The 26,228-nt window shown below is 56.1% G+C and carries 27 protein-coding genes; 22 read left to right on the top strand and 5 right to left on the bottom strand.

Translation table 11 applies throughout. The features are described from left to right. Window positions 1-36 precede the first annotated feature (36 nt). Window positions 37-825: a siderophore-iron reductase FhuF gene (gene fhuF / locus AC4ICF_RS03175; RefSeq protein ID WP_316379735.1), complete on the top strand. Its 789-nt coding sequence runs from the start codon at window positions 37-39 to the stop codon at window positions 823-825. A 532-nt stretch (window positions 826-1,357) separates the two neighbouring features. On the opposite strand, the gene AC4ICF_RS03170 is transcribed toward fhuF, so the two are convergent. Next, window positions 1,358-2,704, bottom strand: coding sequence for a PTS sugar transporter subunit IIC (locus AC4ICF_RS03170; protein WP_316379736.1), 1,347 nt, complete (start codon window positions 2,702-2,704; stop codon window positions 1,358-1,360). A gap of 328 nt (window positions 2,705-3,032) precedes the next feature. Here AC4ICF_RS03170 and AC4ICF_RS03165 point away from each other — a divergent pair, with 328 nt between their 5' ends. Next, window positions 3,033-3,491 carry a YbaK/EbsC family protein gene (locus tag AC4ICF_RS03165; protein WP_023331967.1) on the top strand — a complete coding sequence of 153 codons (459 nt, stop codon included), beginning with the start codon at window positions 3,033-3,035 and terminating at the stop codon, window positions 3,489-3,491. A 38-nt stretch (window positions 3,492-3,529) separates the two neighbouring features. On the opposite strand, the gene bglJ is transcribed toward AC4ICF_RS03165, so the two are convergent. Both bglJ and AC4ICF_RS03155 read right to left on the bottom strand, forming a co-directional pair. After that, window positions 3,530-4,165 carry a DNA-binding transcriptional activator BglJ gene (bglJ, locus tag AC4ICF_RS03160; RefSeq protein WP_116342372.1) on the bottom strand — a complete coding sequence of 212 codons (636 nt, stop codon included), beginning with the start codon at window positions 4,163-4,165 and terminating at the stop codon, window positions 3,530-3,532. Then, a complete protein-coding gene (locus tag AC4ICF_RS03155; protein WP_116342369.1) occupies window positions 4,162-4,899 on the bottom strand; it encodes a helix-turn-helix transcriptional regulator in 738 nt (245 codons plus the stop codon). Before AC4ICF_RS03155 ends, bglJ begins: the two co-directional genes overlap by 4 nt. 411 nt (window positions 4,900-5,310) lie before the next feature. Between AC4ICF_RS03155 and AC4ICF_RS03150 the strand changes: the two genes are divergently transcribed. From AC4ICF_RS03150 to AC4ICF_RS03065, 18 genes are all read left to right on the top strand, one after another. Next, on the top strand, window positions 5,311-6,087 hold the full coding sequence (locus AC4ICF_RS03150) for a threonine/serine exporter family protein (RefSeq protein ID WP_116342367.1): 777 nt from the start codon (window positions 5,311-5,313) through the stop codon (window positions 6,085-6,087). Continuing rightward, complete coding sequence (locus tag AC4ICF_RS03145; protein WP_024908279.1) at window positions 6,078-6,551, top strand: threonine/serine exporter; 474 nt, start codon at window positions 6,078-6,080, stop codon at window positions 6,549-6,551. The genes AC4ICF_RS03150 and AC4ICF_RS03145 overlap by 10 nt, the downstream gene beginning before the upstream one ends. A 67-nt stretch (window positions 6,552-6,618) precedes the next feature. Next, complete coding sequence (locus tag AC4ICF_RS03140) at window positions 6,619-7,260, top strand: TetR/AcrR family transcriptional regulator (RefSeq protein ID WP_316379737.1); 642 nt, start codon at window positions 6,619-6,621, stop codon at window positions 7,258-7,260. A 41-nt stretch (window positions 7,261-7,301) separates the two neighbouring features. Next, window positions 7,302-7,754 (top strand): MarR family winged helix-turn-helix transcriptional regulator, encoded by a 453-nt coding sequence (locus AC4ICF_RS03135; RefSeq protein ID WP_028015419.1) that lies wholly within the window; start codon window positions 7,302-7,304, stop codon window positions 7,752-7,754. 84 nt (window positions 7,755-7,838) lie between these two features. Further along, window positions 7,839-8,267, top strand: coding sequence for an organic hydroperoxide resistance protein (locus tag AC4ICF_RS03130; protein ID WP_023310299.1), 429 nt, complete (start codon window positions 7,839-7,841; stop codon window positions 8,265-8,267). Between the two features lie 558 nt (window positions 8,268-8,825). Further along, window positions 8,826-9,371, top strand: a complete 546-nt coding sequence (gene dnaT / locus AC4ICF_RS03125; protein ID WP_316379738.1) for a primosomal protein DnaT — start codon at window positions 8,826-8,828, stop codon at window positions 9,369-9,371. After that, complete coding sequence (dnaC, locus tag AC4ICF_RS03120) at window positions 9,368-10,105, top strand: replicative helicase loader DnaC (RefSeq protein ID WP_316379739.1); 738 nt, start codon at window positions 9,368-9,370, stop codon at window positions 10,103-10,105. Before dnaT ends, dnaC begins: the two co-directional genes overlap by 4 nt. 84 nt (window positions 10,106-10,189) lie before the next feature. Then, entirely contained in the window at window positions 10,190-10,672 is a 483-nt protein-coding gene (locus AC4ICF_RS03115) for a YjjA family protein (protein WP_116342359.1), read from the top strand. A gap of 268 nt (window positions 10,673-10,940) precedes the next feature. Further along, complete coding sequence (gene opgB / locus AC4ICF_RS03110) at window positions 10,941-13,232, top strand: phosphatidylglycerol--membrane-oligosaccharide glycerophosphotransferase (RefSeq protein WP_316379740.1); 2,292 nt, start codon at window positions 10,941-10,943, stop codon at window positions 13,230-13,232. A 180-nt stretch (window positions 13,233-13,412) separates the two neighbouring features. Further along, the gene (locus AC4ICF_RS03105) at window positions 13,413-14,051 is read left to right on the top strand and encodes an EAL domain-containing protein (protein WP_116342357.1); all 639 of its coding nucleotides are present in this window, start codon (window positions 13,413-13,415) and stop codon (window positions 14,049-14,051) included. After that, a complete protein-coding gene (locus AC4ICF_RS03100; protein ID WP_316379741.1) occupies window positions 14,048-14,587 on the top strand; it encodes a helix-turn-helix transcriptional regulator in 540 nt (179 codons plus the stop codon). Before AC4ICF_RS03105 ends, AC4ICF_RS03100 begins: the two co-directional genes overlap by 4 nt. Window positions 14,588-14,619: 32 nt before the next feature. Beyond that, window positions 14,620-15,117, top strand: coding sequence for a Csu type fimbrial protein (locus AC4ICF_RS03095; protein WP_116342353.1), 498 nt, complete (start codon window positions 14,620-14,622; stop codon window positions 15,115-15,117). 2 nt (window positions 15,118-15,119) lie between these two features. Then, on the top strand, window positions 15,120-15,896 hold the full coding sequence (locus AC4ICF_RS03090; protein ID WP_316379742.1) for a fimbrial biogenesis chaperone: 777 nt from the start codon (window positions 15,120-15,122) through the stop codon (window positions 15,894-15,896). Beyond that, a complete protein-coding gene (locus AC4ICF_RS03085; protein ID WP_439210008.1) occupies window positions 15,817-18,108 on the top strand; it encodes a fimbria/pilus outer membrane usher protein in 2,292 nt (763 codons plus the stop codon). Before AC4ICF_RS03090 ends, AC4ICF_RS03085 begins: the two co-directional genes overlap by 80 nt. Next, a complete protein-coding gene (locus AC4ICF_RS03080; RefSeq protein WP_302219307.1) occupies window positions 18,099-19,055 on the top strand; it encodes a Csu type fimbrial protein in 957 nt (318 codons plus the stop codon). Before AC4ICF_RS03085 ends, AC4ICF_RS03080 begins: the two co-directional genes overlap by 10 nt. 128 nt (window positions 19,056-19,183) lie before the next feature. Continuing rightward, complete coding sequence (locus AC4ICF_RS03075) at window positions 19,184-19,924, top strand: winged helix-turn-helix domain-containing protein (protein ID WP_316379744.1); 741 nt, start codon at window positions 19,184-19,186, stop codon at window positions 19,922-19,924. Window position 19,925: 1 nt separating this feature from the next. After that, window positions 19,926-20,399: a FidL-like protein gene (locus tag AC4ICF_RS03070; protein WP_316379745.1), complete on the top strand. Its 474-nt coding sequence runs from the start codon at window positions 19,926-19,928 to the stop codon at window positions 20,397-20,399. Window positions 20,400-20,428: 29 nt separating this feature from the next. After that, entirely contained in the window at window positions 20,429-20,935 is a 507-nt protein-coding gene (locus tag AC4ICF_RS03065) for a GNAT family N-acetyltransferase (RefSeq protein ID WP_316379746.1), read from the top strand. Between the two features lie 90 nt (window positions 20,936-21,025). On the opposite strand, the gene tsr is transcribed toward AC4ICF_RS03065, so the two are convergent. Together tsr and hpaR are read right to left on the bottom strand one after the other, a co-directional pair. Continuing rightward, a complete protein-coding gene (gene tsr / locus AC4ICF_RS03060) occupies window positions 21,026-22,690 on the bottom strand; it encodes a methyl-accepting chemotaxis protein (RefSeq protein ID WP_116342621.1) in 1,665 nt (554 codons plus the stop codon). 83 nt (window positions 22,691-22,773) lie between these two features. Next, window positions 22,774-23,214 carry a homoprotocatechuate degradation operon regulator HpaR gene (gene hpaR, locus AC4ICF_RS03055; protein WP_023334396.1) on the bottom strand — a complete coding sequence of 147 codons (441 nt, stop codon included), beginning with the start codon at window positions 23,212-23,214 and terminating at the stop codon, window positions 22,774-22,776. 271 nt (window positions 23,215-23,485) lie between these two features. Between hpaR and hpaG the strand changes: the two genes are divergently transcribed. Both hpaG and hpaE read left to right on the top strand, forming a co-directional pair. Beyond that, window positions 23,486-24,763, top strand: a complete 1,278-nt coding sequence (gene hpaG / locus AC4ICF_RS03050; protein WP_316379747.1) for a 4-hydroxyphenylacetate degradation bifunctional isomerase/decarboxylase — start codon at window positions 23,486-23,488, stop codon at window positions 24,761-24,763. Beyond that, a complete protein-coding gene (hpaE, locus tag AC4ICF_RS03045) occupies window positions 24,760-26,226 on the top strand; it encodes a 5-carboxymethyl-2-hydroxymuconate semialdehyde dehydrogenase (RefSeq protein ID WP_316379748.1) in 1,467 nt (488 codons plus the stop codon). Before hpaG ends, hpaE begins: the two co-directional genes overlap by 4 nt. Window positions 26,227-26,228: the final 2 nt, after the last annotated feature.

Below are 26,228 nucleotides of genomic sequence, written 5' to 3'. Positions count from 1 at the left end.
TTGGCAATCATTATCATTTAGATTCCTATCTCAACTATGGCTACGCAAACCGCACACATCGTTGAACCACTCCTCTGGCGAGCGCCGCTCACCAGCGGGGATGCGTCGCTTGCGGATGCCATACGGGATAAGATTGCACAGACGCGTGCCCACCTTCTGGACTTTATCAGGCTTGATGAAGCGCCCCCGCATCACGCCATGACGCTCGCTCAGTGGCAGCAACCCTCTACGCTGCAGTCGCTACTTGCAACCTATTCCGACCATATCTATCGCAATCAGCCGACCCTAACGCGGGAAAATAAACCGCTGCTTTCCCTGTGGGCACAATGGTATATCGGGCTGATGGTTCCCCCGCTCATGCTGGCGGTGTTAACCCAAAAGAGCATGCTGGCGCTCTCCCCGGATCATTTTCACGTCGAGTTCCACGAAACTGGCCGAGCAGCCTGTTTCTGGATTGACCTGCACGAAGATCGCGGCGCAGAGCAGTTCTCTGCTCAGGAACGTCTGGAACAGCTTGTCATCCAGGCCCTGATCCCAGTGGTGGAGGCACTTGAAGCAACGGGCGAGATCAACGGGAAGCTTATCTGGAGTAATACCGGATATTTAATCCATTGGTATTTAACGGAAATGAAACCGCTGCTCGGCGATGAGAAAGTGGAGGCCCTGCGTCAGTCCTGCTTCTTTGCAAAACAACTTTCCGATGGCCGCGATAACCCATTATTCCGTACCGTTGTGCTCCGTGACGGGCTTCTGGTGCGTCGTACCTGCTGCCAGCGCTATCGCCTGCCGGACGTCAAGCAGTGCGGGGATTGCACGCTGAAATAGTAGAGTGCGGCCTGATGCCCTCACCCTGCCCCTCTCCCACAGGGCTGAGGAATCTCCATAAATTAATGCGAGCAGTGAACAATCCCCTCGCCCCTTTGGGGAGAGGGCTAGGGTGAGGGGGAACATATGGCTCTGGTGGTCATTCCGTTCACTTTATGTTCCTTGGTACTCTGTAAGGACATGGCCGGTGAACGTGCCAGGGCGGCTCAATCGCCACCGCCCTGGCGACCCGGGCTCCCGGCGGTAAATCGCCGCTTCGCGGTGCCCTCAGCTTATTCCTTCAGGCTATCGGGTCGGGCATGAGCCTGCATCCCTGCAGGCCACGCCCTCTCGGCGCATCCGTGCGCCTCGCCCCGGCCTTACGGAAACGCTTCGGCGATTTACAGCCGGACCAGGGCGTCGCTGAAAGCCTTAAATCGTTCTGAAACAACCTTATTGCTTCTGCTAAAAAATTACTGGGGTTCCCTCAGCCCCGTGGGAGAGGGAACAAACACTAAAAACGGCAACCTGAAAGTTGCCGTTTTGCTTTTACCTAGGCCACCTGCTGATTGTCCTCTTCCGCGTTACGCTGCGCTTCTTCCGCTTCCTGCTCCAGCAGCTGTTTCTCGTACACTTTAAAGAACGGGAAGTAGATGATTGCCGATACGCAGGCCAGAACGACCACCAGAATAGCGGCACGGAAATCCCAGCCCAGCGCCCATGCTGCGCCTATCGGCGCCGGTGCCGTCCAGGGTACTACGGAAATAACACGGCCAATCAGATCAAACGTCATCGCCGCCCAGGCCAGCACGGCGTTAACCATCGGGGCCAGCAGGAACGGAATAAAGAACACCGGGTTCATCACGATCGGCGTACCGAAGATAACCGGTTCGTTGATGTTAAAGAAGCTGGGCACCACGCTCAATCGGCCGATAGAGCGTAAATGCGCTGAGCGACTGCGCAGATAGCAAATCACCAGCCCCATCGTTGCACCCGACCCCCCAATCACGATGAAGAACGTCCAGAAGGCTTCCATAAAAATATGTGGCAGGAGATGACCGGCGGCCAGCGCGGTCTGGTTAGCCCCGAGGTTAGTCAGCCAGAACATCTGCAGCATCCCGGAGACGATGGCCGCCCCGTGGATCCCGGCGAACCACAGCAGATGCCCAATCAATACCGCCAGCAGGATTGCGGGCAGTGAGTCCGCCGCGGAAACCAGAGGCTTGAAGATGGACATAATTGCCTGCGGGATCAGCATATCAAACTGAGACTGAATCAACAGGCTTAGCGGATAAAGCGTTAACACCACCACCAGCACCGGGATCAGCAGGTCAAAGGAGTTTTTGATCATCGGCGGCACCTGGTCTGGCAGGCGAATACCGATGTTATGCGCTTTCAGGAAACGCATCATCTCAACGCAGTAAATCGCCACCAGAATGGCGGTAAAAATACCCGTTCCACCCAGGCTGTCGACGGGAAGCGTGCCTTTAGTTTTAGGGGCTGCAACCAGCAGAAACGCCATCAGAGACAACATGGCGCACATGAACGGATCCAGCTGGTGCGTTTTGACATAATGTTTGCCAAGGTTATAGGCGATGGCCGCGCAGATATAAATGGACATAATGCCCATCGTCATATCAAACGGCGTCAGGATCTGGCCTTCAAACTGCTTTGCCATATCCAGCCAGGCGCGCGCAAAACCCCAGGTGGTATCAGGCGAAAACGGTGGGTAAGCAAACACTAATAAAAATGAACCTACAATCATGAACGGCATCGCGGAGATAAACCCATCACGGATAGCCATGACATGACGCTGGGACGAGATACGCCCGGCAATCGGGCTCACGTAATTTTCAACGAAACGGAATATCAGATTAAACGCAGCATGGTTGGCAGACATGGTTGATCTCCTGTCAGACGTTTATTACGGGCGCACTCGCGCCGCACGTTGTTCCATAAATCAGCTTCACAACCTTGCTGGCTTGCGTACCAGCGGTACTGCTCAGACGAAATGGTTTCATAATTGGCTCTTATTATTGGATACAGGGGACGTTACATACTCAGTATTAATCTACGCATCACGCTCTGCAACCGGTTACTGTAACCGGTTTCTGTGATTGTGAAGAGGATCCAGAAATCAGCCATCCTGGATATTTGTTACTTAAGAGATATTTACAGAGCATAAATTCTTATGACAGATTACGCAGGATATTTGTCAGGAGGAAACAATGAGTTTGCAGTCCGTACAGCAGTTTTTTGCCGACAACGCGCCGGAGATAGAGGTAATAGAACTTAGCCAGAGTACGGCTACCGTTGCGCTGGCTGCTGCCGCCCACCGTGTAGAGCCGGGACAAATTGCCAAAACCTTATCGTTGAAGGTTAAAAATGAGGTGATTCTGGTCGTGGCGAAGGGTGATGCGCGTCTGGATAACAAAAAACTGAAAGACACGTTTGGCGCGAAAGCACGCATGCTCAGCAGCGATGAAGTGGTTACCGTTACAGGTCATCCCGTTGGTGGCGTCTGCCCGTTCGGGCTGGAAAACCCGCTCGCGGTTTACTGCGATATCTCTTTAAAACAATACGCTGAAGTGCTCCCCGCCGCTGGCGCAATTCATAGTGCCGTGCGTATTTCTCCAGACAGAATGGCAGAGCTGACATCCGCAAAGTGGGTTGATGTGTGCATCTGAATGATGCGCCAGAGCGTATCTGGCGCGCAAAAGGCAGGTTACAAAAATGTCGGTTTGCTTAGCCCCGCAGTTCGCGGTTCTCTAACCGGGAGATGGGTAAGAATATCCGCTGCGTCAAGCAACCCTACGTCAGAGTTCACCCCCAGCTTCACCATCGCATTAAACTTATGCGCGCGAATAGTCTTGATATTGCGCTCAAGCTGCGCCGCGATTTCGGGGATGGAATACCCGCATGACATATAACGCAAAATCGCTCTTTCCGTTGGGCTTAACATCCGGTTCTGACTGCAGTACCAGTGGTTAAGCATATTGTCATTAATGCGCAGCGTTTCGCTCAACAACACCATGAATTCCTTCATCAGGTGTTCGAGGGTCACCGATTTACTGACCACACCGTGCAGACGTGAAGGCGAAAGATGGCTAATCAACCGCGCTTCCATCTCATCCGAGACCAGGATAATGCGTTGGATATGGCTATGCGTAAACGCAAGATCCCGCAGATGCGCAAGGCAGTTACGGCGCTCTTCTCGCGCATCGGAAAGCGAATAGATCAGCGAAAAAAAATTCACGTGATGCAGTGCTTTCTTAAAGCCATCAAAATCATTAAACAGGTGCAGTTGATATTGGCTGAGTTCAGACTGCGTAAAAAGATGCTGCAGCCCGACCGCACTCATCGCGCAATTTTCGATGATGGCGAGATGTCTTGTTGAATCGGTTTTTTCCATTCCTCGAACTCTCCATAGGCTGACATTAAACTCAGCTCTCTCATTCCCTGTGTACTGTTGATCCAGGCGTACATGTCGGCATTACTCCGCAATGAGAGCCTTCGCATCGCACTGTTTTTCTGCGCACTGATCGTTTTATTGCTCTTTTTAAGCAATGTAGCGATTTGGTTAATCCCCCACCCTTTGCCTAACAGGCGAAGCACCTTACGTTCAGAGTGCGTGAGCGCAATAAAGTGTTCGTCATCATCATCACTTTCCTGAGGTTCTGGGGTTAATAACGTCTGGCTTATCCGCTCCGCGCGTTCACTCCCTGCCCGGATAGCGTTAACGACACCTTCAATAGGTTCCATATCAGAAAGCAGCGTGCTTTCCGGCCGCATAAGCAGCTCAACGGCAATAGGGTAAAACGGCCGGGAGACCAAAAAGATCCAGTGGATTTCCCGGTACTGGTTCAGTAAGCGGTAATACTCTTCGAGCGTACCCCGTGGGTTCCTGTATTCGCCTGAAACATCGGCGATAATCACGTCTGCGCGGCGCAACTGAAGCAGGGTTAACTCCTGCAGTGAGCGGCAGTAGGTCAATTCAAAATCGGGGAAATGACGCGCCATTACGTCCCCTAGCCCATTTTGCATTACGGGTATTCGGCTAATGACAACGCCATGCTTACCAGGCAGTGACAACATAGACCCTCCGTGTCCATTTTTCATTTGATGAGTAACCTTAAACGCATCAATGTATAAGTATTTTCGTCCCTGAGTGTAAAACGGATTAATACAAGCAGAAGATGAGATATGTTCTTGGTTTAAGAAACGCCTAAAACAGCGCTAATATCTCACAAAGCGCAAATAAATTTAATTACGTCGTCATTAAAATAACGACAATATAAAATTAGAATAACTAAATACAAATATCTTATATTTCCAAATTAATAATTCACCGCATTGATAAATTAATACAAAAAACCTTTCGTGACGGGGGTCGCAACTGTTTGCATAAACCTTGATCTGATCCACAGCAAAGGTCACCGCACTTTGTGCTAAAAGTAGGCATTACGGGCCAATCGGCAACTATCCACTTTCTCTTCGGGACACGACATGCAGGCAGATCGGTCAACGCAGCGTGCTATCACGCGGCTCTGTATTCAGTGCGGTCTTTTTCTGCTCCAGCACGGCGCGGAAAGCGCGCTGGTCGAGGAGCTTTCAACCCGGCTGGGACTGGCGCTGGGAATGGACAGCGTTGAAAGCGCTATCTCATCCAACGCCATTGTGCTGACCACCATTAAAGACGGGCAGTGTCTGACGTCCACCCGTAAAAACCACGACCGCGGCATTAATATGCACGTTGTAACCGAGGTCCAGCACATCGTCATCCTGGCTGAGCATAAGCTTCTCGATCTCAAGGAGATTGAAAAACGGTTTAACCAAATCAAGCCATTACGTTATCCACGCTGGCTGGTCGTGCTCATGGTGGGGCTGTCGTGCGCCTGTTTTTGTAAGCTCAATAAAGGCGGCTGGGACGGCGCGATCGTCACCTTTTTCGCCAGCAGCATCGCCATGTACGTGCGCCAGATGCTGACGCACCGGCAGCTGCACCCACAAATTAATTTCTGCATCACCGCGTTTGTTGCCACCACGGTGTCTGGCCTGCTGCTGCGCCTGCCGCAGTTTGCCGCGACCCCGACGATTGCGATGGCCGCCAGCGTGCTTCTGCTGGTGCCGGGCTTCCCACTGATTAACGCCGTCGCCGACATGTTTAAAGGGCACATCAATACCGGCCTGGCACGCTGGGCCATCGCCAGCCTGCTGACGCTGGCGACCTGCATCGGCGTGGTGATGGCGATGACGTTGTGGGGGCTACGCGGATGGGCGTGATAGATTTTCTGCTGGCGCTGGCACAGGACATGCTCCTGGCCGCCATTCCTGCCGTCGGCTTTGCGATGGTATTTAACGTTCCGCAACGCGCGCTGCCGTGGTGTGCCCTGCTGGGCGCAATCGGTCATGGCTCACGAATGGTGATGATGACGGCGGGCTTTAACATCGAATGGTCGACGTTTATCGCCTCTATGCTGGTCGGCAGCATCGGTATTCAGTGGTCGCGCTGGTATCTGGCGCATCCGAAAGTGTTCACCGTCGCCGCCGTTATTCCGATGTTCCCCGGCATATCTGCCTATACGGCGATGATTTCCGCGGTGAAAATCAGCCATTTTGGCTACACCGAGCCGCAGATGATTCTTCTCCTGAGCAACTTTCTTAAGGCGTCCTCCATCGTCGGCGCGCTCTCTATCGGGCTGTCGATACCCGGGCTATGGCTCTACCGCAAGCGCCCGCGCGTTTGATATTTGTGTTATTTCGCTGCCGTGGAGATAATCTTTCTGGTCCGTTTGGTAAAAATAAGGAAAGGATGTGGCTAACCCTGGCAGCGAACACCCCGAGCACAGTGAAGAATCGAGCCTGAAAGAGAAAATTTTTCAGAGCGCTATCGCGCTGTTTGCCGAATTTGGACTGAACGGTGCCCGCATGGAGCAGATCGCCGAGAAAGCGGGTACCACCAAACGCATGGTGGTTTACCATTTTAAAAACAAAGAAAATCTCTACCTGCTCGTCCTGGAATACGTTTACACCCAAATTCGCGCCAGTGAAAAAGCGCTCAGCCTGGCGGATATGCCTCCTGTCGAAGCGCTGGTCCACCTGGTTGAAGCCACTTTTGACTATCACGCAGACCACCCGGATTACATCCGCATAATCTGCATGGAAAACATGCAGCGCGGCCGCTTTATGCAGCAGTCAAACTATCTTCGCCAGGTCAACCGCAGCGCGCTCGACCTGCTGGAAGGCATCCTGCGCCGGGGCAAAGAAAAGCTGCTATTCAGCCAGACAGTTAACGCCCGCGATCTTCACCGTCTGATCAGCAGCTTCAGCTTTCACTACGTTGCCAACAGCTACACCTTCACCTTGCTGTTTGAAGAGGGTGCAGACGAACAGGCCCAGCGCCAGCACTACCGTAAAATGGCTGTTCAGGTGGCGCTGCGTTATACCTGTCCATAATATTGCTTGCAATTAAATCGTACACAATCTATATTCATTTCATGAACGCAAAAACGAACGACACGACCGCTGCGCTCCTGCTGGACAACCAGCTCTGTTTTGCCCTCTATTCGGCAAATCTGGCGCTTAATAAGCTGTACCGGCAACTGCTGGCACCGCTGAACCTGACTTACCCGCAATATCTGGTGATGCTGGTGCTGTGGGAGCAGGATGACGTGACGGTGTCGGACATCGGTGAACGGTTGTTCCTTGACTCCGCAACGTTGACGCCGCTCCTGAAGCGTCTGGAAAGCGCAGGGCTCATCAACCGCCACCGCTCGCGTAAAGATGAACGTCAGGTCGCCGTCACGCTGACTGAAGCCGGACGTGAACTTCAGCAGCAGGCATTGGGTATCCCACATGCGGTGGGATGCGCCGCACAGTGTGATACCGACACCATGCTGGCGCTCAAGCAACAGCTGGAACTTTTGCGACAACAGATTCAACGCGCGTGAGGCTATACTTTACGCGTCTTAGTTTACCCATATATATCGCACGCTATTAAATAGCACATACAAAAGTAAGATGAGGAACCTGCCATGTCTTTAGAAAAAGTTGTTTATACCGCCAAAGCAAAAGCAACCGGGGGCCGTGACGGCCGCGCGACCTCTTCCGATGGCGTACTGGATGTCAAACTGGGCGTACCCAAAGAGATGGGCGGCATGGGGGGAGAAGTCACGAACCCTGAGCAGCTGTTTGCCGCGGGTTATTCTGCCTGCTTCCTGGGCGCGATGAAGTTTGTGGCGGCTCGCGACAAATTTACCCTGCCAAAAGATGCGTTTATTGAAGGCGAAGTGGGTATCGGCCCGCTGCCAACCGGTTTTGGTATCGAAGCAAAACTGAATATCCACGTAGAAGGTATGGATCCTGCTGAAGCTAAAAAACTGGTCGATGCGGCGCACATTGTTTGCCCTTACTCTAACGCGACCCGCGGCAATATTGACGTCACGCTGAATATCATCGCGTAATCGGTTCTGTTCCCTCTCCCGCCGGGAGAGGGATCCCCACAAATTAATGCGAGCAGTGAGTAATCCCCTCGCCCCTTTGGGGAGAGGGTTAGGGTGAGGGGGAACATACGGCTCCGGTGGTCATTCCGTTCACTTTATGTTCCTTGCTACTCTGTAAGGACATGACCGGTGAACGTGCCAGGGCGGCTCAATCGCCACCGCCCTGGCGACCCGGGCTCCCGGCGGTAAATCGCCGCTTCGCGGTACCCTCAGCTTATTCCTTCAGGCTATCGGGTCGGGCATGAGCCTGCATCCCTGCAGGCCACGCCCTCTCGGCGCATCCGTGCGCCTCGCCCCGGCCTTACGGAAACGCTTCGGCGATTTACAGCCGGACCAGGGCGTCGCTGAAAGCTTTAACTCGTTCTGAAACAACCTTATTGCTTCTGCTTATAAATTACTGGGGATTCCTCAGCCCGCCAGGATGAGGGCACCAGCCTGCACTTCCCCCTCCTTTCCTTCCCCCTCTCTGTGCTACCATAAGCCCATATCACGCCCGTAGTAATCAGTTGAGTAAGCGTTATGTCCTCCAGAATTCTGACCACCAGCATTGCTGGCATTGATGCCTTTATGCGCGACCCACGCGGTGTGTTGACCCACGCCGAAGGCGGCACGGTTGCGGTTTTTGCCGACAACGCGCCGGCGTTTTACGCAATCACGCCGGAACGACTGGCACAGCTTCTGGAGATCGAGGCGCAATTGTCACGCCCGGCGAGCGATGTCACGCTGGATAACCAGTTCTTTGATGAACCGGTTAATGCCCCACTGGCCGTTCCTATGGGTAAATTTGCCCTGTACGCGGGCTGGCAGCCTGACGCGGATTTTCAGCGGCAGGCTGCACTGTGGGGCATTGCGTTAACCCAACCCGCCACCGCGGAAGAGCTCGCCGCGTTTACCGCCTGGTGGCAGGCGGAAGGCAAAGTGTTCACCCACATCCAGTGGCAGCAAAAGCTCGCGCGTCATCTTCAAATAACCCGCGCCAGCAACAATGGCCAGCCAAAGCGCGATATCAACGCGTTTTCAGAACCGGATAAACAGATCCCAAGCGGATTCCGAGGTGCGAAATGAAGAACGTCGGCGACCTGATGAAACGTCTGCAAAAAATGATGCCTGCCAACGTGAAGCCCGCTTTCACCACGGGTGAAGAGCTGCTGGCGTGGCAAAAGGAGCAAGGTGAAATTCGTGCCGCCGCGCTCGCCCGCGAAAACCGGGCGATGAAAATGCAGCGCACCTTTAACCGCTCCGGTATTCGTCCCCTGCATCAGAACTGCTCGTTTGATAACTATAAAATTGAGACCACCGGGCAGATGAACGCGCTTGCCGCCGCACGTCAGTACGTGGATGAATTCGACGGCAATATCGCGAGCTTCATTTTTAGCGGCAGGCCCGGGACCGGAAAAAACCACCTCGCAGCCGCCATCTGCAACGAGCTGCTTCTGCGCGGTAAATCGGTCCTCATCATCACCGTGGCCGATATCATGTCCGCCATGAAAGACACCTTCAGCAACCGTGAAACCAGCGAAGAACAGCTGCTTAACGATCTAAGCAATGTGGATCTCCTGGTTATCGATGAGATAGGCGTTCAGACGGAATCCCGTTATGAAAAGGTCATCATTAACCAGATTGTCGATCGCCGCTCCTCCTCCAAACGCCCCACCGGCATGCTGACGAACCACAACATTGACGAGATGACCCGTTTACTGGGTGAACGCGTCATGGACCGCATGAAGCTGGGCAACAGTTTGTATGTCATCTTCGACTGGGACAGTTACCGCAGCCGCGTCACCGGCAAAGAGTATTAAGACAGTTCCAGGAATCACCAGCAGGGCGCAGGTATATACTGGAACCCCTTCCGGCCCAAAACGGACCTTTTTGAGAAAGCCATTATGAAAAAACAGATTCTTATCAGCACCTTTTTAGGCGCGCTGCTGGTTACCGGCGCAGCGCAAGCGGCTTCCTGGCAGGATTCCCTGTCAAGCGCAGCAAATGAGCTGACCAAAGAGGGCAGCAGCGCCCAGGGCGGGCTCTCGGCTTCTTCTCTCACCAGCCTGCTGAGCAATAGCTCCCAGAGCCTGAGCGCGGGCACGATGAACAACGCGGCGGGGATTCTGGAATATTGCGCGAAGCAGAAGCTGGCGTCCGTGACCGACGCGCAAAACGTGAAAAACCAGGTGCTGGGTAAACTGGGTCTCGATACGCAGGAACAGAAAGCAGATACCAGCTATATGGACGGCATTCAGGGCCTGCTTAACGCGCAAAACGGCCAGCAGCTTAACCTGAGCACCCTTGGCAACTCCTCTCTGGCAAAACAGGTGAAAACCAAAGCCTGCGATCTGGTGCTGAAACAAGGCGTTAATTTCATCTCCTGATCCGCCCCATTTTCTGCCACAACACGCCGCGTTTAATGCGATAGGCTTGCATCGCGGCGTTAAACGAGCGTTTTTCCTACCTGCCACCGTCTCAGCGTCCGTTTGTCAGGATGCGACCGCCTTCATAAAAACGATTTTATAAACCAAATCCTAACAACAGCACACTTTCGTGACACTAAAATTGCAGCTAAACGACATCGCCATTACATTGTCTTACCAAAAATAAACAGTTAGCCAGCGAAGCACCTGGCGTCATGAGGATATGCTGTTGTCAGAATTTATCTCTCTTATCCTTTTTCTGGCTTCCGTCGGCGTTTATGCCTGGAAAGCCGGCCGTAACACCTGGTGGTTTATCGCCACGCTGGTGGTGCTCGGCATTTTTATCATTTTAAACATTACATTATACGCCAGCGATTACTTCACCGGCGACGGCATTAACGATGCTGTGCTCTATACCCTGACGAACAGCCTGACGGGCGCAGGGGTGGGTAAGTACATCCTTCCGGGGCTGGGGCTGATCGTGGCGCTGGTGACGATTTTCGGCGCGCTCGCCTGGGTGCTGCGCCGCCGTCGCCATCTCCCTCACCATCATGGCTACAGCCTGCTGGCGCTGTTCCTGGCGCTGGCCTCCGTTGATGCCAGCCCGGCGTTTCATCAAATTACCGAGCTTGTGAAATCCCAGTCGCGTGACGGCGATCCGGACTTCGTGGCCTATTATAAAGAGCCGTCAAAAACGATCGCCAACCCGAAGCTCAACCTTGTCTACATCTACGGTGAAAGCCTGGAGCGTACCTACTTTGATAACGACGCGTTCCCTAACCTGACGCCGGACCTTGGCGCGCTGAAAAATGAAGGTCTCGACTTCAGCCACACCATGCAGCTGCCCGGCACGGATTACACTATCGCCGGAATGGTGGCTTCCCAGTGCGGTATCCCGCTCTTCGCGCCTTTTGAAGGCAACGCCTCCGCTTCAATGTCGACGTTCTTCCCGCAGAATATTTGCCTGGGCGATATTCTGAAAAATTCCGGCTATGAAAACTACTTTATGCAGGGAGCAAACCTGCGCTTTGCCGGAAAAGATGTGTTTCTGAAATCCCACGGTTTTGACCACCTGTATGGCTCGGAAGAGTTAAAAACGACGGTTGCCGATCCGACCTACCGCAACGACTGGGGCTTCTATGACGATACGGTACTGGACGAAACCTGGAAGAAGTTCGAGGAACTTTCCCGCGCGGGCAAGCGCTTCTCTCTCTTTGCGCTGACGGTGGATACCCACCATCCGGACGGGTTCGTCTCGCGCACCTGTAAGCGCAAAAGCTATGACGTGGATGGCAAAAACAATAAGTCTTTCAGCGCCGTGACCTGTAGCCAGGAGCACATCGCCGCGCTGGTCGAGAAAATCAAAACCTCGCCCTGGTTTAAAAACACCGTCATCGTCGTCTCGTCCGATCATCTGGCGATGAAAAACAGCGCGTGGGATCAGCTCAACAAGCAGGACCGCAGCAATCTGTTCTTCGTCCTGCGCGGCGACAAGCCGCAGCAGGAGACGATCGCCACCAAGCGCAACTCCATGGATAACGGCGCGACGGTGCTGGACATTCTGGGCGGCGACAACTTTATTGGCCTTGGGCGCAGCACGCTGTCCGGACAATCCCTGTCGGAGGTCTTCCTCAACATGAAGGAGAAAATTCTCGCCTGGAAGCCCGACATCATCCGCCTGTGGAACTTCCCAAAAGAGATGAAAGACTTCACCATCGATCGGGATAAAAACACCGTCGCCTTCTCCGGCAGCAATTTCCGTCTGCCGCTGCTGGTACGCGTGTCGGATAACCGCGTTGAACCGCTGCCGGAAAGTGAGTACTCCGCGCCGCTGCGTTTCCAGCTGGCCGATTTCGCCCCTCGCGACAACTTCGTCTGGATCGACCGGTGTTACAAAATGGGACAGCTCTGGTCACAGCCGCTGGCGCTTTCTACCGACTGGTGCGTCTCTCAGGGACAGCTTGGCGGGGAGCAAACCGTGCAGCATGTTGACAAAGCCCAGTGGAAAGGCAAAACCGCCTTTAAAGATACAGTGATTGATACGGCTCGCTATCAGCACAACATCGACATGCTTAAAATCGTCGACAACGACATTCGTTATAAAGCGGACAGCTTCATCTTTAACGTGGCCGGCGCGCCTGAAGAAGTGAAGCAGTTTAGCGGCATCTCCCGTCCGGAGTCCTGGGGGCGCTGGTCGAACGCGCAGCTGGGCAACGAGGTGAAAATTGAGTACACCCATCCGCTGCCGGAACAGTTCGACCTGGTGATCACAGCCAGAGCTTACGGGCCCAACGCGAATAAGCCCGTGCCGGTGCGCGTGGGCGATGAAGAGCAGACGCTGACGCTTGGTAACGACGTAAGCACTCACACGCTGCATTTCACCAATCTATCGCGCAGCAATACTTTAGTCATTGTGCCGCCAGACCCGCAGTCCACCAATGAAGGGAATATTCTCGGCCACTCACCGCGCCAGCTGGGGATTGGCATGGTCGAAATCAAAATTGTCAGCAAGCAAGGCTAACGCATGCCCCGCCCGGCATTCCGCTGGGCGGTTATGAAAATAAATAATTCTATATAAAGTTTATAAATCAGACAAAAACTCTTTATATAAGCCAATTTTATTTATAAATATCCCACCAAAAGCCACCAACATAGAATGTACAGCTCCTGAAATCACTACGGAGCGGTACACACTTTTATCATGCTAACCGGCTATAAGTTCGAGTCCATCCGGGCATTGCGCAGTGAAAATGTCATTGCCTGGGAGGTATTGTCCACGGCAAAACCCCACGTCAATCTTGAAGACTACTTTAGCTCAATGCCCTCTGCGCAGCGTAAAGAACACTTCTTTGCGCAGCTTCGCCATACCCTGTCTTGCGAAGAAGGCGACAAGTATTACCTCAATGCGACATCGGATTTACTGCTGGAACCAGACTTCCTCGACAGGCTGAAAGAAGAAACCTCCTGCCCGGAGAGGCTGGCTATTGAAGTTACCGATCTCCATACGATGGTACAACTCGACGATATGCAAAGCCGGTCCCTGCGAACAGGTATCGCGATGCTCCATCAGTGGGGCGTTGAAGTGTGGGCCGACGACGTCTGCGAAGACATTCTTCCCGAGCTGCTTGCCAGCCAGATCCGCTTCTGCGGCGTCAAAATTGACAAACATACCTTCTGGATCGGACGTACCGAGCAGGCTAAGTTCCTGCACCTTACCCGCCAGTACAAGCGTGTCGCCAGTAAGGTACTGATAGAAGGCATCGAAACCGCGGGTGATTTCGCGCTGGCCCGCGCCAGCGTGGCCGACTACGGCCAGGGTTATCTGTGGGGCATGAAATGACGCCTTTCATCCCGAATGCCGGCTATCAGGTCATCGTTCTGAGCAGCAATGCGTTTTTGTGGCTCGGCCTCCATTCTATAGTATCGACGGCCGTGTCTCCCCGTCCTGAGGCGTACTGGATCAACAACGTTACTCCAGAAGGGCTTCTGCGTTTGCAGCAGCTGCTCAGCACGCACGCCGGGCAGAGCTGGCTGTTATTTACGGATACGGCCAGGGTCAACGACATTAACGCCCTGCCAGGCAATGAGCGGATCAGAGTGGTCCCGGGAAATGTGTCCCTTGCCCAACTAAGCCACTGCTTTAGCGACATGACCTTCTCTTTAGAAAATACCGCCACGCTCACGTACCAGGAAATGCGGGTTTGCATGCTGCTTCAAAAAGGCTTCAGCCCGGTGCGTATCGCACAAATCCTTAATAAGTCACCAAAAACGATCTACACCCACAAGCGTAACGCGATGAACAAATTTTGCTGTCAGAACCTGGCAGAATTCCATCGAAAACTCTGCCTGCTGGACGCTCTGGCCACTTCTCTGTAATTGCACTGTTATTCACGTCAGGAAATAAGATCATGAAAATTATCTCCACTGCTGTATGTTGTTCCGCTCTCCTGCTTCCTGCCGCTGCGATCGCCGCAGACAGCACCGCAAGCGCGACGATGCACGTTTCACTTGAGGTGGTAAAATCCTGCACCCTCAAAGCCAACGACCTCAATTTCTCACGCCACGGGTCGGATGAATCAAGCGAAATTCAGGCCAAAACGCAGGTCGATATTGTGTGTACCAACGGTACGCCGTTCACGCTCTCTGCCACCAGCAACGATAGCAGCGAAAACGGCACCTTCTGGCTGAAGCCGGAAAACGGTGAAACGGGCGCACAGAAGATAGCGTGGAAACTTTTTGCCGATGAGAGCAAACAGACGCAAATCACCAGCACCGATGGGCTTACCGATACCGGCAACGGCATGGCGCAGGAAGAGACGCTGTATGGCGTTATTGACGCAGGGGCGCTGACGACCGCGCAGGCGGGCGCCTACAGCGACGATGTCACCTTAAATCTGGTGTATTGATCATGCGGCGCTGTCTTCCCTGCTTCATTCTGTGGCTCCTGATGCTGACGCTGCTGTCTCGCTACGCGCTGGCCGCCACGCTTCAGGTGGCCCCCGTGACGCTCGATCTCCAGAGCGGTCAAAGAGCATCCGCGGTTTACCTCACGAACAGCGGCAAAGCGGCCATCCATGCTCAGATACGGGTTTACGAATGGACCCAGCAAAACGGCAAAGATGTGTTAACGGCCACCGACGAGGTGGTCAGTAGCCCGGCGATGACCTCTCTGGCCCCGGGCCAGCAGCAGCTGGTGCGCATCATCGTTATGGAGCCCGGCATCCGTGAACAGGAGCAAAGTTACCGCCTGGTCATTGATGAGTTGCCGGATGAAACGTCCCGTGCGGCCAACCCCAACGCGGTGCACTTTCTGCTGCGCTACTCGATTCCCGTCTTTATTGCCGGAAACCAGAATATGCCCGTTAGCCGCGATGCCCTGAGCTGCGAACAGGCGGAGCCCCAGGGAACGATCCGCTGCTATAACGCCGGGAACAGCCATATTCGCCTGAGCCACCTGCAGGCCCTGACGGCCAGCGGGCAGGTTGTGGGATCGGTGAAAGGGCTGGCGGGCTATGTGCTACCGGGACAGACCGCGCTTGTGACACTTAAGCAGGCTTCACACCACACGCTCAGCGCACTGCGCGCCTATCTCAATGATGAACACCATGCCAGCCAGATCCCCCTGCGCCCGCTCGCTACTCGCGCTCCTGCTTTGGCTACCGCTCACGCTGTCAGCCCGGGTTGAACCCGCCGCCGACACCGTACAATGGCTGGCCATCACGGTGAATCACGCTCCTCGAGGGAAGCTGTGGGCCTGCCGGGTCGTGGGTGAGGCGCTGTGGATTGACCGCGGCGACCTCAAAAAGCTGGGGCTTCGCGCCCCGGATGACCACAGCGAGTGGGTTGAGCTGACGTCCCTGCCTGGCCTGAAGGTCAGTCTCGACTTACACGCTCAGCAGGTCTCCCTTACCGCCGACGCAAAGGCGCTCGACGGCCAGCAGCGCCTGACTATCGAGAGGCCGACCGCGCAGTATCGCTATCCCGAGGCGCAGCCCATCAGCGCGTTTACGCTCGGGTATGCCCTTTATGCCAGCAACTCCCAGGGTAACCGCCAGCTTAACGCGCAGACCTCGCTGACCGCATCCGGGGCGCTTCCCGGCACCTTCAGCAGCAGCTTTTCAAGCCATGCGGGGGAGGAAAACAGCGCTGGGCGGCCCAGCCACACGCGTCTTGAAACCCGCTGGCAGTGGGACAACGCAGACTCGCTGACCAGCCTGGCGCTGGGCGACAACATCACCACGGGCACCCGCTGGAGCCGGCAGGTACGTTTTGGCGGCCTGCACTGGGCGCGGAATTTTGAGCTTAATCCGCAGCTCAACACCGAACCGCGCAGCCGCTACAGCGACACTGCCGTCCTGCCTTCAACGGTCGATCTTTACATCGACGGGCTTAAGCAGAGCAGCGAGCACGTGACGCCGGGGGATTTTCTGCTGGATACCCTCCCCTCCTTCACCGGAAGCGGACAGGCGCAGGTGGTCATTACCGACATCAACGGTCAGCGTCGCACCGTACAGCTCGATCTCTACGGCGCGCCGGGGATGCTGGCGGAAGGGCTCAGCAGCGGCTCGCTGGATATCGGCTGGATGCGGCAAAACTACGCCCTGCGCTCGAATGACTATGCCCCCGATCCCGTGCTCGACGCGGGCTGGCGCTATGGGGTAAGTAACCGGCTGACGCTGGCGCTACACACGGAACAGCAGAGCAAACTGCGCAATGTCGGGACAGGCGTCGACTGGCTGATCTCGCCCGACATCGGGATTGTTAGCCAGCATGTTGCCCTGAGCGACAGCCCTTATGGCCAGGGAAAACAGTGGGGCCTTGGCTGGCAATGGAACGGCAGCGGGACGGGCTTCTCTGCCAGCACCGTCCGTACCGATGCCGACTTTGCTGATAACGCCCGCACGATCGGCGCCCTGCCGGTCAGACGCAGCGATAGCGTCTGGCTAAGCCACTCTGTTCCTCATTTTGGTACCGTAGGCGCAGGCTGGGTACAGCAAAACATTCAGGGCAACAAACAGCGCTACCTCAACGCCTCCTGGTCCGTCTCGCTGCCGGCCCACCTCTCCACCACGCTGAGCTATACCCGTTCGTTTACGGATGCGTCGAGTAACGTTCAGCTTATGCTCTCGGTCCCGTTAGGCCGTGCGGATACTCTCTCCGTTCAGACCAGCCGCGAGACGTCACGCATGGATTATCGCCACCAGCCGGACGATCGGCTCGGCGGTTGGTCATGGCAGCTGGGACAAAGCGTTGGTGAGCGCCGGGATACCTATGCGGACGTGGGCTATCTGGGTCATGCAGGCGAGTGGCACGTCGGGCTGGAGCAAGGCGCTAAGCTGGGCAATCAGTACGCCTCAGCCGAAGGCAGCCTGACGCTGCTGGATGGCAGCCTTCATGCCCTGCGCTACAGCCAACAAGGTCTGGCGCTGGTCTCCACCCACGGCGTTGGACACGTGCCGGTAATGCTGGAAAACCGCCCGGCAGGCGAAACCGATGAAAACGGCTATCTGCTGCTGACCGACCTGCCGCAATACCACAGCAGCAAAGTCAGCATCAATCCGCTGGATCTCCCTGCCGATGTAATGGCCCCCGTCACCGACATGGATGCCAGGCCGGGCAACGGCAGCGCGGTAAAGGTCGATTTTAATGTCCATCACGCCGTGACGGTTCAGGCCCGGCTGGTCGACAGCCGCCACAAGCCGCTCCCGCTGGGCAGCATCGTTTCAACACCACGCGGCGCGACCATCGTCGGACGCGACGGTTTTATCTGGCTTGAAGATCCGCCCCTGCCGGGTGAACTGGTGGTGAAAACCGGCGAGGGGGAGTGTCGGGTCACGCTTCCGGCCCCGCGCACCGCGTCATCAATACAGAATATTGGAGAACAACTGTGTCATTAAAAACACCGTTATTGCTGCTGCTCGTGCTGTCCATGAAGGCGATGGCGGCAGCGTGCTGGATAACCTCACCCGCCGCCATCAACTTTGGCAGCGTCGTGGCGGGAAATGCCGCCTCGACCAACACCGAGGTTAAATTTAGCTGTCAGGCCGACAATAACGGCACGATGGAATATATCAACGTCTGCCTGAGCAGCATTGATGCTCCACCCTTTCAGATGCTCTCGAACGGGGACCAGGAGGGGAAACAGTACACCCTGCTCTTCCGCCTGCTTAACGGCGTCGCGCGCTCTCAGGAGCTGGGCCCCGCCAGCGGCGGGGATCTCATTCAGCAGACCCTGACTGCACAAAGCAATACCAGCATCAGCGGTAGCTTTCCGCTTATCGCCACCCTCCCGCCGGGGCAAAACCAACTGCCGGCGTACCACTATTACAACTACAACATGAATCTGCGCATCGCCTGGCACAGCGCCACCCGTCAGGATGCGCTGCAAAATTGCTCGGACGGCTCCGCGGAGGGCGAGCAGGTGCAGGGCGGCACCAGCGCGCAGGCCGAAATCAGCCAGGGGTGCTACATAGAACGCGTCACCCCGCTTAACTTCGGCACGCTGAGCAGCACCGCCACGCTGCACCCGACGCGTTCCACGGCAACACTCACCACGCGATGTCCGGCCGGCACGGCGTTTACCCTTGCCATGGGCAACGGCAACCATGCCAGCGGCAATCAGCGGCAGCTTTGCAACGACGAAGGCCAGTGCCTGCGCTATGCGCTCTGGCAGGATGCCGCTGCCACGCAACGCTGGGGCGATTCGCGCAGCGGGGATGCGCTGGTCGTCACCCATCCCGCAGGCGGCACCCAAAGCTTCACCGTTTACGGAGAAGTCCCGGCCCAGCCTCTGAGCGGTACGGGGGAATTTATTGACGACGTGATAATTACGCTGACTTATTAAACCACTCAAAAAACCGTCTGGATCAATGTTATCGGTAACAATGGCGTTAAAATAGCCAGCATCTCTGCTTAGAAGATGTAAACACCTTCTCTTTTTTTTCATTATCTCTGTCTGTTTTACAACAACTTATGAAATATCTGCTTGCTGACGCCATCGTCTACAACGACGAGGACGGTTCTGTTTCTCTTATCAATGCGCCGGATGAGGATGCGCAGATCCTCACCTGCACGGCCAATACCATCCTGAAGCTGCTGGTCCAGCATCATGGCAACGTGATTGAACGGGACACCTTTCTCCATGAGGTCTGGGATCGGCGAGGGCTCCAGGGATCGAACAACTCGTTAAACCAGTACATCAGTATTTTGCGCAAAATGCTGGCAAGCCTGCTTCCCGACGCGCTGTTTATCGTCACGGTCCCTAAGACGGGCTTTATGCTCAGCGCCGACGTCACGGTAACGCCCCAGGAGGAAGCGCCCCCGGCCGCCAAAATGGCGAAACCGGCATGGCGCGCTCGACCGGAACGGTTGTTCTGCGGCGCGCTTACTCTGGCGATCGTAACGCTGTGCCTCTGGATAACGGCGATCAAACCAGTAAACCCGCAGCGGGAGATCCATCTGCTGACCCATATCGGCACCTGTCCGGTCTACACCTTTACGCCGCTGGCGGATGTGTTTCACGAGAAGGCGATTGCCCTGGCGCAAACCCTTCAGCAGGACGGCCATCTCCCGTGTCTGAAAAATTCCATTTTCTATATGCACATCCAGAGAACGCTTTTTTACGGCCACGAAGGGCGGCTGGTGCTTTCCCAGTGTTCCCTCACGCGGGATAAAGCGAGCGCCTGCCGTACGCTTTACTATTACGAGTGGTGATATGCGACAGATAAAAATTTGGCTCATTCTGATCTTTAACCTGATGCTCATCGGCGCCGCGCTGGCGTGGTACTTCTACACGCCCCCGCTGGCGGTGGCCTGCGACGGTAACCTGACCTTCTCCGACAGACGCGACAATCACGATTTCACGTTTGATGGGGAGATCATCATGCGGTTCCACCCCGACAAAACCGGGTACATCACCCTAAACGGCAACGTCGAGAACGCCCCGCAAAATTGGGAAGTGTCGCGGCAGGAGATGTTTAAGTGGCGGCACGTGGAGGGGGAACTCTATGAAATCATCATTCAAAAAGTGGAGCGTTTTAGCCACGATGCGATGCCGCCCGGCGTATTTGAAAAATACGTGGCTGGCCTGACGCTGGGGAAAAAAAGGCTCCTGACGATAGAGCGCACCCCGCATGATGCGCTGGTGATTAGCAACTTTTACTCGCCGGTGCTGGTCTGCTCGGAATAATGTCGGAAGGTCAGGCTATACTTCCCGCCATGAACATTTACATTCGCCCCACCACCAGCGACGACGTTGCCGCCCTGCCCGCCCTTGAACGCGCGGCGGGCGAACGTTTTCGTGACGACCCGGATCTCGCCTGGCTTGCCGAGGGTGAGGTCATTTCCGCTGAACAGCACCTCGGCTATGCCGAACGGGGGCTAAGCTGGCTGGCGCTGGCGAACGAGCGTCCCGTGGGGTTTCTCCTTGCAGAGGCACACCCTTCGTCACTGTTTATTGTGGAGCTCTCGGTTGATCTGGCCTGGCAGGGAAACGGGATCGGCCGGCAGCTCATCGCCCGTGCGGCTGACCATGCCCGCAAAGTGGGGCTGACATCGCTGACACTGACGACGTTCCGGGACGTTCCGTGGAATGCGCCCTTCTATGCAAAGCTGGGGTTTGAATACGTCACTGAACTCACGCCTGAACTGCTTGAAAAACGTGAAGAAGAAGCAGCGCACGGCTTAGCGTATAACTCACGCTGCGCCATGCGTCTGCCGCTTTGATATCGCCCGGTGGCGCTTCGCTTACCGGGCCTACAACACCTTTCCGTAGGCCGGGTAAGGCGCAGCCGCCACCCGGCACAACGCGCAGGATTAGAACGTTTCCCAGTTATCGCCCGCGTCCGCCGTCGCGGCCTTACGCGATATCACCGGCGCGGCAACGCTTTTCGCGGCAGCAAACTCGCGCGCCTTCATCTGCTCCTGCTGAATGCGGAACACCGCCACGGCCTGCGTCAGGCGGCTCGCCTGCTCTTCCAGCGCCGCCGCCGCTGCGGCAGACTCTTCCACCAGCGAGGCGTTCTGCTGGGTCACGCGGTCCATCTCTGCTACCGCCAGACCCACCTGGTCGATACCGCGGCTCTGCTCGTCAGAGGCAGACGCAATCTCGCCCATGATGTCGGTCACGCGGGTCACCGCGTTCACGATCTCACCCATGGTTTCACCGGCGCTTTCTACCAGCGTTGAGCCCACTTCCACGCGGCCCACAGAGTCTTCAATCAGGCTCTTAATTTCACGAGCTGCCTGGGCGCTGCGCTGGGCCAGGTTACGCACTTCCCCTGCCACCACCGCAAAACCACGGCCCTGCTCGCCCGCACGCGCCGCTTCTACCGCCGCGTTCAGTGCCAGGATGTTGGTCTGGAAGGCAATGCCGTCGATCACGCTGATAATGTCGGCAATCTTCTGTGAACTACCGGCAATGTCTCGCATGGTTTGCACCACGTTGTCCACCACTTTACCGCCTTTTTGCGCGGTTTCAGACGCGCTCAGCGCCAGATGGCTCGCCTGACGGGCGTTCTCGGCGTTCTGCTTAACGGTCGCCGTCAGCTGCTCCATGCTGGCAGCGGTCTCTTCCAGGGAAGCGGCCTGCTGTTCAGTACGGGAAGAGAGATCGTTATTGCCCATCGCGATTTCGCTCGCGCCGCTGTAGATCGCATTCGCGCCGTTACGCACGTCGCCCACGGTACGCACCAGCTCACTCTGCATATGACGCAGCGAGTCAGCCAGTTCACCCATCTCGTTGGACCCTTCCACGTCAATGCGCTTCACCAGGTCGCCGCTGGCGATATGGCGAATATTGTCGATCAGACGCGTCAGCGGAGAGATCAGCGCCTGCTTGATACCCAGCCAGACAGCCACGATCACCACCAGCACGGCAACCAGCACGCTTATCAACACCCAGATCGCCTGGCTGAAGGAGCTGTTGCTGTCTTCAACCGCCATCTGGTACAGCTTGTCGTTCTGCTGCAGGTAGCTCACGTACTGCTTCTCAAAACCATCCTGGTAGCTCTGGGTCGGCTGGTCGAAGAAGGCGTTGATTTTACCTGCCCCCAGCAGCTGAATCAGCTCTGCCAGCGCACCGTGGTAGATATCGTAGTTACGCTTAATCTCCAGCGCAGCGGCGTCGCTTTGACGCGGGTCGCGCGGCAGGGCTTCATAGTCAGCCCAGTTTTTTTCCGCCTGTTTCAGCGAGGCAGACGCAATTTGCATCAGATCGTTAACGGTCGCGCCGCTGCCGATATTGCTCTGATCCATCATGTAGCGGATGCCCGCGCGGTTAAGGGTATTACGGGTTTGCAGCAGCGCAACCCAGCTCCCGTTCAGGGTGGATTGTTGCTGACGAATGGTTTGCAGGACGGTGAAATTCTCTTTGTCATTCTTCAGAGCATTAAAGAAAAGACCACCGGATGTGAGTTGTAACAGGCCAAATATAGCTAAAACCAGCATTAAGCTGGTGACAATCTTGATACGGTTTAACATGTTTTCTCTTTCCTCAGACAGATACAGAATTTTCGGCCTGGAAAGGGAAAACTTTACGAAAATCATCCTGGAATTTGTGGTTTTTACTCTTCTTCCCGCGCTGCGTTATGGCGGTTTCCGAGTTCAATAAACTCTTCCAGCAGCGCCGTCAGCTGCTTCATCTTCTCCGGCGTGTATTCCGCCTCAATCTGCTGATACGCCTCTTCCACCTGCGCCTGGGCGTGCTCGTACAGCGCATTGCCCTCTTTGGTCAGCGACACGTACAGCTTGCGCTGGTCGTTCACCGGCTTCAGGCGCAGCACCAGGCCGTCGCGCTCCATGCGCGTCAGAATGCCGGTCAGGCTCGGGCGCAAAATGCAGGTGCGAAACGCCAGGTCGTGAAAATCCATCGACGGATGCTCAGCCAACACGCGCACGATGCGCCACTGCTGCTCGGTGAGGTTATGGCGCTTCACAATCGGTCGGAAGTAGGACATCGCCGCTTCCCGCGCCTGCAATAGCGCGATGGTTAATGAATCATGCATAGCCTCTCCCCTTCACATCATTAACAAGTAAACAATTCATAAAAGATGTTTTTATAAACAACATGTTTTCCGTCAAAAAGTCTAACAGAAACCAGTCAATTTATTTAACCATATGATTTTAATAGACATAAAAATCAATATGTAAATTTATTGTTATTCATATCACAAATTCTTCACTTCTGATTGCGAAATGAACAGCAAAAGCATAAAACCAGATCATTAATATATTAATGAAATCATAACCCGGGCCGTCGGGGTAAGGAGTATGTGAATGAAAGGTACCGTTTTTGCCGTCGCGCTGAACCATCACAGCCAGCGTGAAGCCTGGCGTGAGGCATTTGAAAAAGCCCCCTACAACACGCCGCCGAAAACGCCGGTGTGGTTTATCAAACCGCATAACACCGTGATTCGCGCGGGCGAACCGATCCCCTTCCCGCAGGGGGAAACGGTGCTGAGCGGCGCGACGGTGGCGCTGGTCGTGGGTAAAACCGCCAGCAGGGTGCGCGTGGAGGAGGCCGCGGAATACATCGCGGGGTATGCGCTGGCTAACGAGGTGAGCCTGCCGGAGGAGAGCTTCTACCGCCCGGCCATCAAGGCCAAATGCCGGGACGGATTTTGCCCGCTCGGCGAACCTGTCGCCGTTGATAACGTAGACAACCTGACCATTATCACCGAGATCAACGGCCGCGAAGCGGACCACTGGAACACAGCCGATCTTCAGCGCAACGCCGCCGAACTGCTGAGCGCCCTGAGCGAGTTCGCTACCCTTAATCCCGGCGATGCAATATTGCTCGGCACCCCGCAAAGCCGCGTTGAGATCCGCCCGGGGGATCGCGTGCGTATTCTGGCGGAAGGGTTTCCGCCGCTGGAAAACCCGGTGGTGGATGAGCGTAGCGTCGCTATTGCTCACAGCACGCCGCCGCAGGCCACGCTGTTTGCCCTCGGCCTGAACTATGCCGACCACGCCAGCGAGCTGGACTTCAAGCCCCCCACCGAGCCGCTGGTGTTTATCAAAGCGCCAAACACCTTTAATGGCGACGGCCAGACCTCGGTGCGCCCGAACAATATCGAATACATGCATTACGAAGCGGAGCTGGTGGTGGTCATCGGTAAAACCGCGCGTAAGGTCAGCGAAGCCGAGGCGATGGAGTATGTTGCGGGCTATACGGTCTGCAACGACTACGCCATCCGCGACTACCTGGAAAACTACTACCGCCCGAACCTGCGGGTCAAAAGCCGCGACGGGCTTACGCCCATTAGCCCGAACATCGTGCCGAAAGCGGCCATCCCCGACCCGCACAACCTTCGTCTTCGCACCTTCGTCAACGGCGAGCTGCGTCAGGAAGGGACCACCGCCGATCTCATTTTCAGCATCCCGTTCCTGATCGCGTACCTGAGCGATTTTATGACCCTGCAGCCGGGCGACATGATTGCCACCGGCACGCCAAAAGGGCTGTCCGATGTGGTGCCGGGGGATGAAGTGGTGGTGGAAGTGGAAGGCGTAGGCCGCCTGGTAAACCGGATTGTCAGCGAGGAGACTGCAAAATGAAAAAGATTAACCACTGGATCAACGGTAAAAACGTCGTCGGAAGCGAGTACTTCCACACCACCAACCCGGCCTCCGGCGAGGTATTAGCAGAAGTCGCCTCCGGCGGTGAAGCTGAAATTCACCAGGCCGTCGCCGCCGCCAAAGAGGCATTCCCGAAGTGGGCTAACCTGCCGATGAAGGAGCGCGCGCGCCTGATGCGTCGCCTGGGGGATCTGATCGACCAGAACGTGCCTGAGATCGCCGCGATGGAAACCGCCGACACCGGCCTGCCGATCCACCAGACCAAAAACGTGCTCATTCCGCGCGCCTCGCACAACTTCGAGTTCTTCGCCGAGGTGTGCCAGCAGATGAACGGCAAAACCTACCCGGTCGACGACAAGATGCTCAACTACACCCTGGTGCAGCCGGTGGGCGTCTGCGCGCTGGTGTCGCCGTGGAACGTGCCGTTTATGACCGCCACCTGGAAGGTTGCGCCGTGCCTGGCACTCGGAAACACCGCGGTGCTGAAGATGTCTGAACTCTCCCCGCTAACCGCCGACCGTCTGGGCGAGCTGGCGCTGGAGGCGGGCATTCCGGCGGGCGTGCTGAACGTAGTGCAGGGCTACGGCGCAACGGCAGGCGACGCGCTGGTGCGCCACCACGACGTGCGCGCCGTCTCCTTCACCGGCGGCACCGCCACCGGGCGCAACATCATGAAAAACGCCGGGCTGAAGAAATACTCCATGGAGCTGGGCGGCAAATCCCCGGTGCTGATTTTTGAAGATGCCGACATCGAGCGTGCGCTGGACGCCGCCCTGTTCACCATCTTCTCCATCAACGGCGAGCGCTGCACCGCGGGCTCGCGCATCTTCATTCAGCAGAGCATCTACCCGGAGTTCGTCAAGCGCTTTGCCGAGCGCGCCAACCGCCTGCGCGTTGGGGATCCAAACGATCCGAATACCCAGGTTGGCGCGCTCATCAGCCAGCAACACTGGGAGAAAGTCTCCGGCTATATCCGCCTCGGCATTGAAGAGGGTGCAACCCTGCTGGCGGGCGGCCCGGACAAACCGACCGATCTGCCCGCGCACCTGAAAGGCGGCAACTTCCTGCGCCCGACGGTGCTGGCGGACGTCGACAACCGCATGCGCGTGGCGCAGGAGGAAATCTTCGGGCCGGTGGCCTGCCTGCTGCCGTTTAAGGACGAAGCGGAGGGCCTGCGCCTGGCCAACGACGTGGAGTACGGCCTGGCGTCGTACATCTGGACCCAGGACGTCAGCAAAGTGCTGCGCCTGGCGCGCAGCATCGAAGCGGGGATGGTTTTCGTCAACACCCAAAACGTGCGCGACCTGCGCCAGCCGTTTGGCGGCGTGAAGGCATCCGGCACCGGCCGCGAGGGCGGCGAGTACAGCTTCGAAGTGTTCGCCGAGATGAAGAACGTCTGCATCTCGATGGGCGACCACCCGATTCCAAAATGGGGGATCTGATC

The organism is Enterobacter sp. ECC_219_Taxon_10 (assembly GCF_058354905.1).
Note: the sequence above shows the minus strand (reverse complement) of the source record. Positions and strands in the feature narration are given on the sequence as shown.

What these genes read in the sequence shown, in the direction of transcription:
- fhuF (WP_316379735.1), top strand. Translation starts at nt 37, where the DNA reads ATGGCTACGCAAACCGCACACATCGTTGAACCACTCCTCTGGCGAGCG.
- AC4ICF_RS03170 (WP_316379736.1), bottom strand. Translation starts at nt 2,704, where the DNA reads ATGTCTGCCAACCATGCTGCGTTTAATCTGATATTCCGTTTCGTTGAA.
- AC4ICF_RS03165 (WP_023331967.1), top strand. Translation starts at nt 3,033, where the DNA reads ATGAGTTTGCAGTCCGTACAGCAGTTTTTTGCCGACAACGCGCCGGAG.
- bglJ (WP_116342372.1), bottom strand. Translation starts at nt 4,165, where the DNA reads ATGAGTGCGGTCGGGCTGCAGCATCTTTTTACGCAGTCTGAACTCAGC.
- AC4ICF_RS03155 (WP_116342369.1), bottom strand. Translation starts at nt 4,899, where the DNA reads ATGTTGTCACTGCCTGGTAAGCATGGCGTTGTCATTAGCCGAATACCC.
- AC4ICF_RS03150 (WP_116342367.1), top strand. Translation starts at nt 5,311, where the DNA reads ATGCAGGCAGATCGGTCAACGCAGCGTGCTATCACGCGGCTCTGTATT.
- AC4ICF_RS03145 (WP_024908279.1), top strand. Translation starts at nt 6,078, where the DNA reads ATGGGCGTGATAGATTTTCTGCTGGCGCTGGCACAGGACATGCTCCTG.
- AC4ICF_RS03135 (WP_028015419.1), top strand. Translation starts at nt 7,302, where the DNA reads ATGAACGCAAAAACGAACGACACGACCGCTGCGCTCCTGCTGGACAAC.
- AC4ICF_RS03130 (WP_023310299.1), top strand. Translation starts at nt 7,839, where the DNA reads ATGTCTTTAGAAAAAGTTGTTTATACCGCCAAAGCAAAAGCAACCGGG.
- dnaT (WP_316379738.1), top strand. Translation starts at nt 8,826, where the DNA reads ATGTCCTCCAGAATTCTGACCACCAGCATTGCTGGCATTGATGCCTTT.
- dnaC (WP_316379739.1), top strand. Translation starts at nt 9,368, where the DNA reads ATGAAGAACGTCGGCGACCTGATGAAACGTCTGCAAAAAATGATGCCT.
- AC4ICF_RS03115 (WP_116342359.1), top strand. Translation starts at nt 10,190, where the DNA reads ATGAAAAAACAGATTCTTATCAGCACCTTTTTAGGCGCGCTGCTGGTT.
- AC4ICF_RS03105 (WP_116342357.1), top strand. Translation starts at nt 13,413, where the DNA reads ATGCTAACCGGCTATAAGTTCGAGTCCATCCGGGCATTGCGCAGTGAA.
- AC4ICF_RS03100 (WP_316379741.1), top strand. Translation starts at nt 14,048, where the DNA reads ATGACGCCTTTCATCCCGAATGCCGGCTATCAGGTCATCGTTCTGAGC.
- AC4ICF_RS03095 (WP_116342353.1), top strand. Translation starts at nt 14,620, where the DNA reads ATGAAAATTATCTCCACTGCTGTATGTTGTTCCGCTCTCCTGCTTCCT.
- AC4ICF_RS03090 (WP_316379742.1), top strand. Translation starts at nt 15,120, where the DNA reads ATGCGGCGCTGTCTTCCCTGCTTCATTCTGTGGCTCCTGATGCTGACG.
- AC4ICF_RS03085 (WP_439210008.1), top strand. Translation starts at nt 15,817, where the DNA reads ATGCCAGCCAGATCCCCCTGCGCCCGCTCGCTACTCGCGCTCCTGCTT.
- AC4ICF_RS03075 (WP_316379744.1), top strand. Translation starts at nt 19,184, where the DNA reads ATGAAATATCTGCTTGCTGACGCCATCGTCTACAACGACGAGGACGGT.
- AC4ICF_RS03070 (WP_316379745.1), top strand. Translation starts at nt 19,926, where the DNA reads ATGCGACAGATAAAAATTTGGCTCATTCTGATCTTTAACCTGATGCTC.
- AC4ICF_RS03065 (WP_316379746.1), top strand. Translation starts at nt 20,429, where the DNA reads ATGAACATTTACATTCGCCCCACCACCAGCGACGACGTTGCCGCCCTG.
- tsr (WP_116342621.1), bottom strand. Translation starts at nt 22,690, where the DNA reads ATGTTAAACCGTATCAAGATTGTCACCAGCTTAATGCTGGTTTTAGCT.
- hpaR (WP_023334396.1), bottom strand. Translation starts at nt 23,214, where the DNA reads ATGCATGATTCATTAACCATCGCGCTATTGCAGGCGCGGGAAGCGGCG.
- hpaG (WP_316379747.1), top strand. Translation starts at nt 23,486, where the DNA reads ATGAAAGGTACCGTTTTTGCCGTCGCGCTGAACCATCACAGCCAGCGT.
- hpaE (WP_316379748.1), top strand. Translation starts at nt 24,760, where the DNA reads ATGAAAAAGATTAACCACTGGATCAACGGTAAAAACGTCGTCGGAAGC.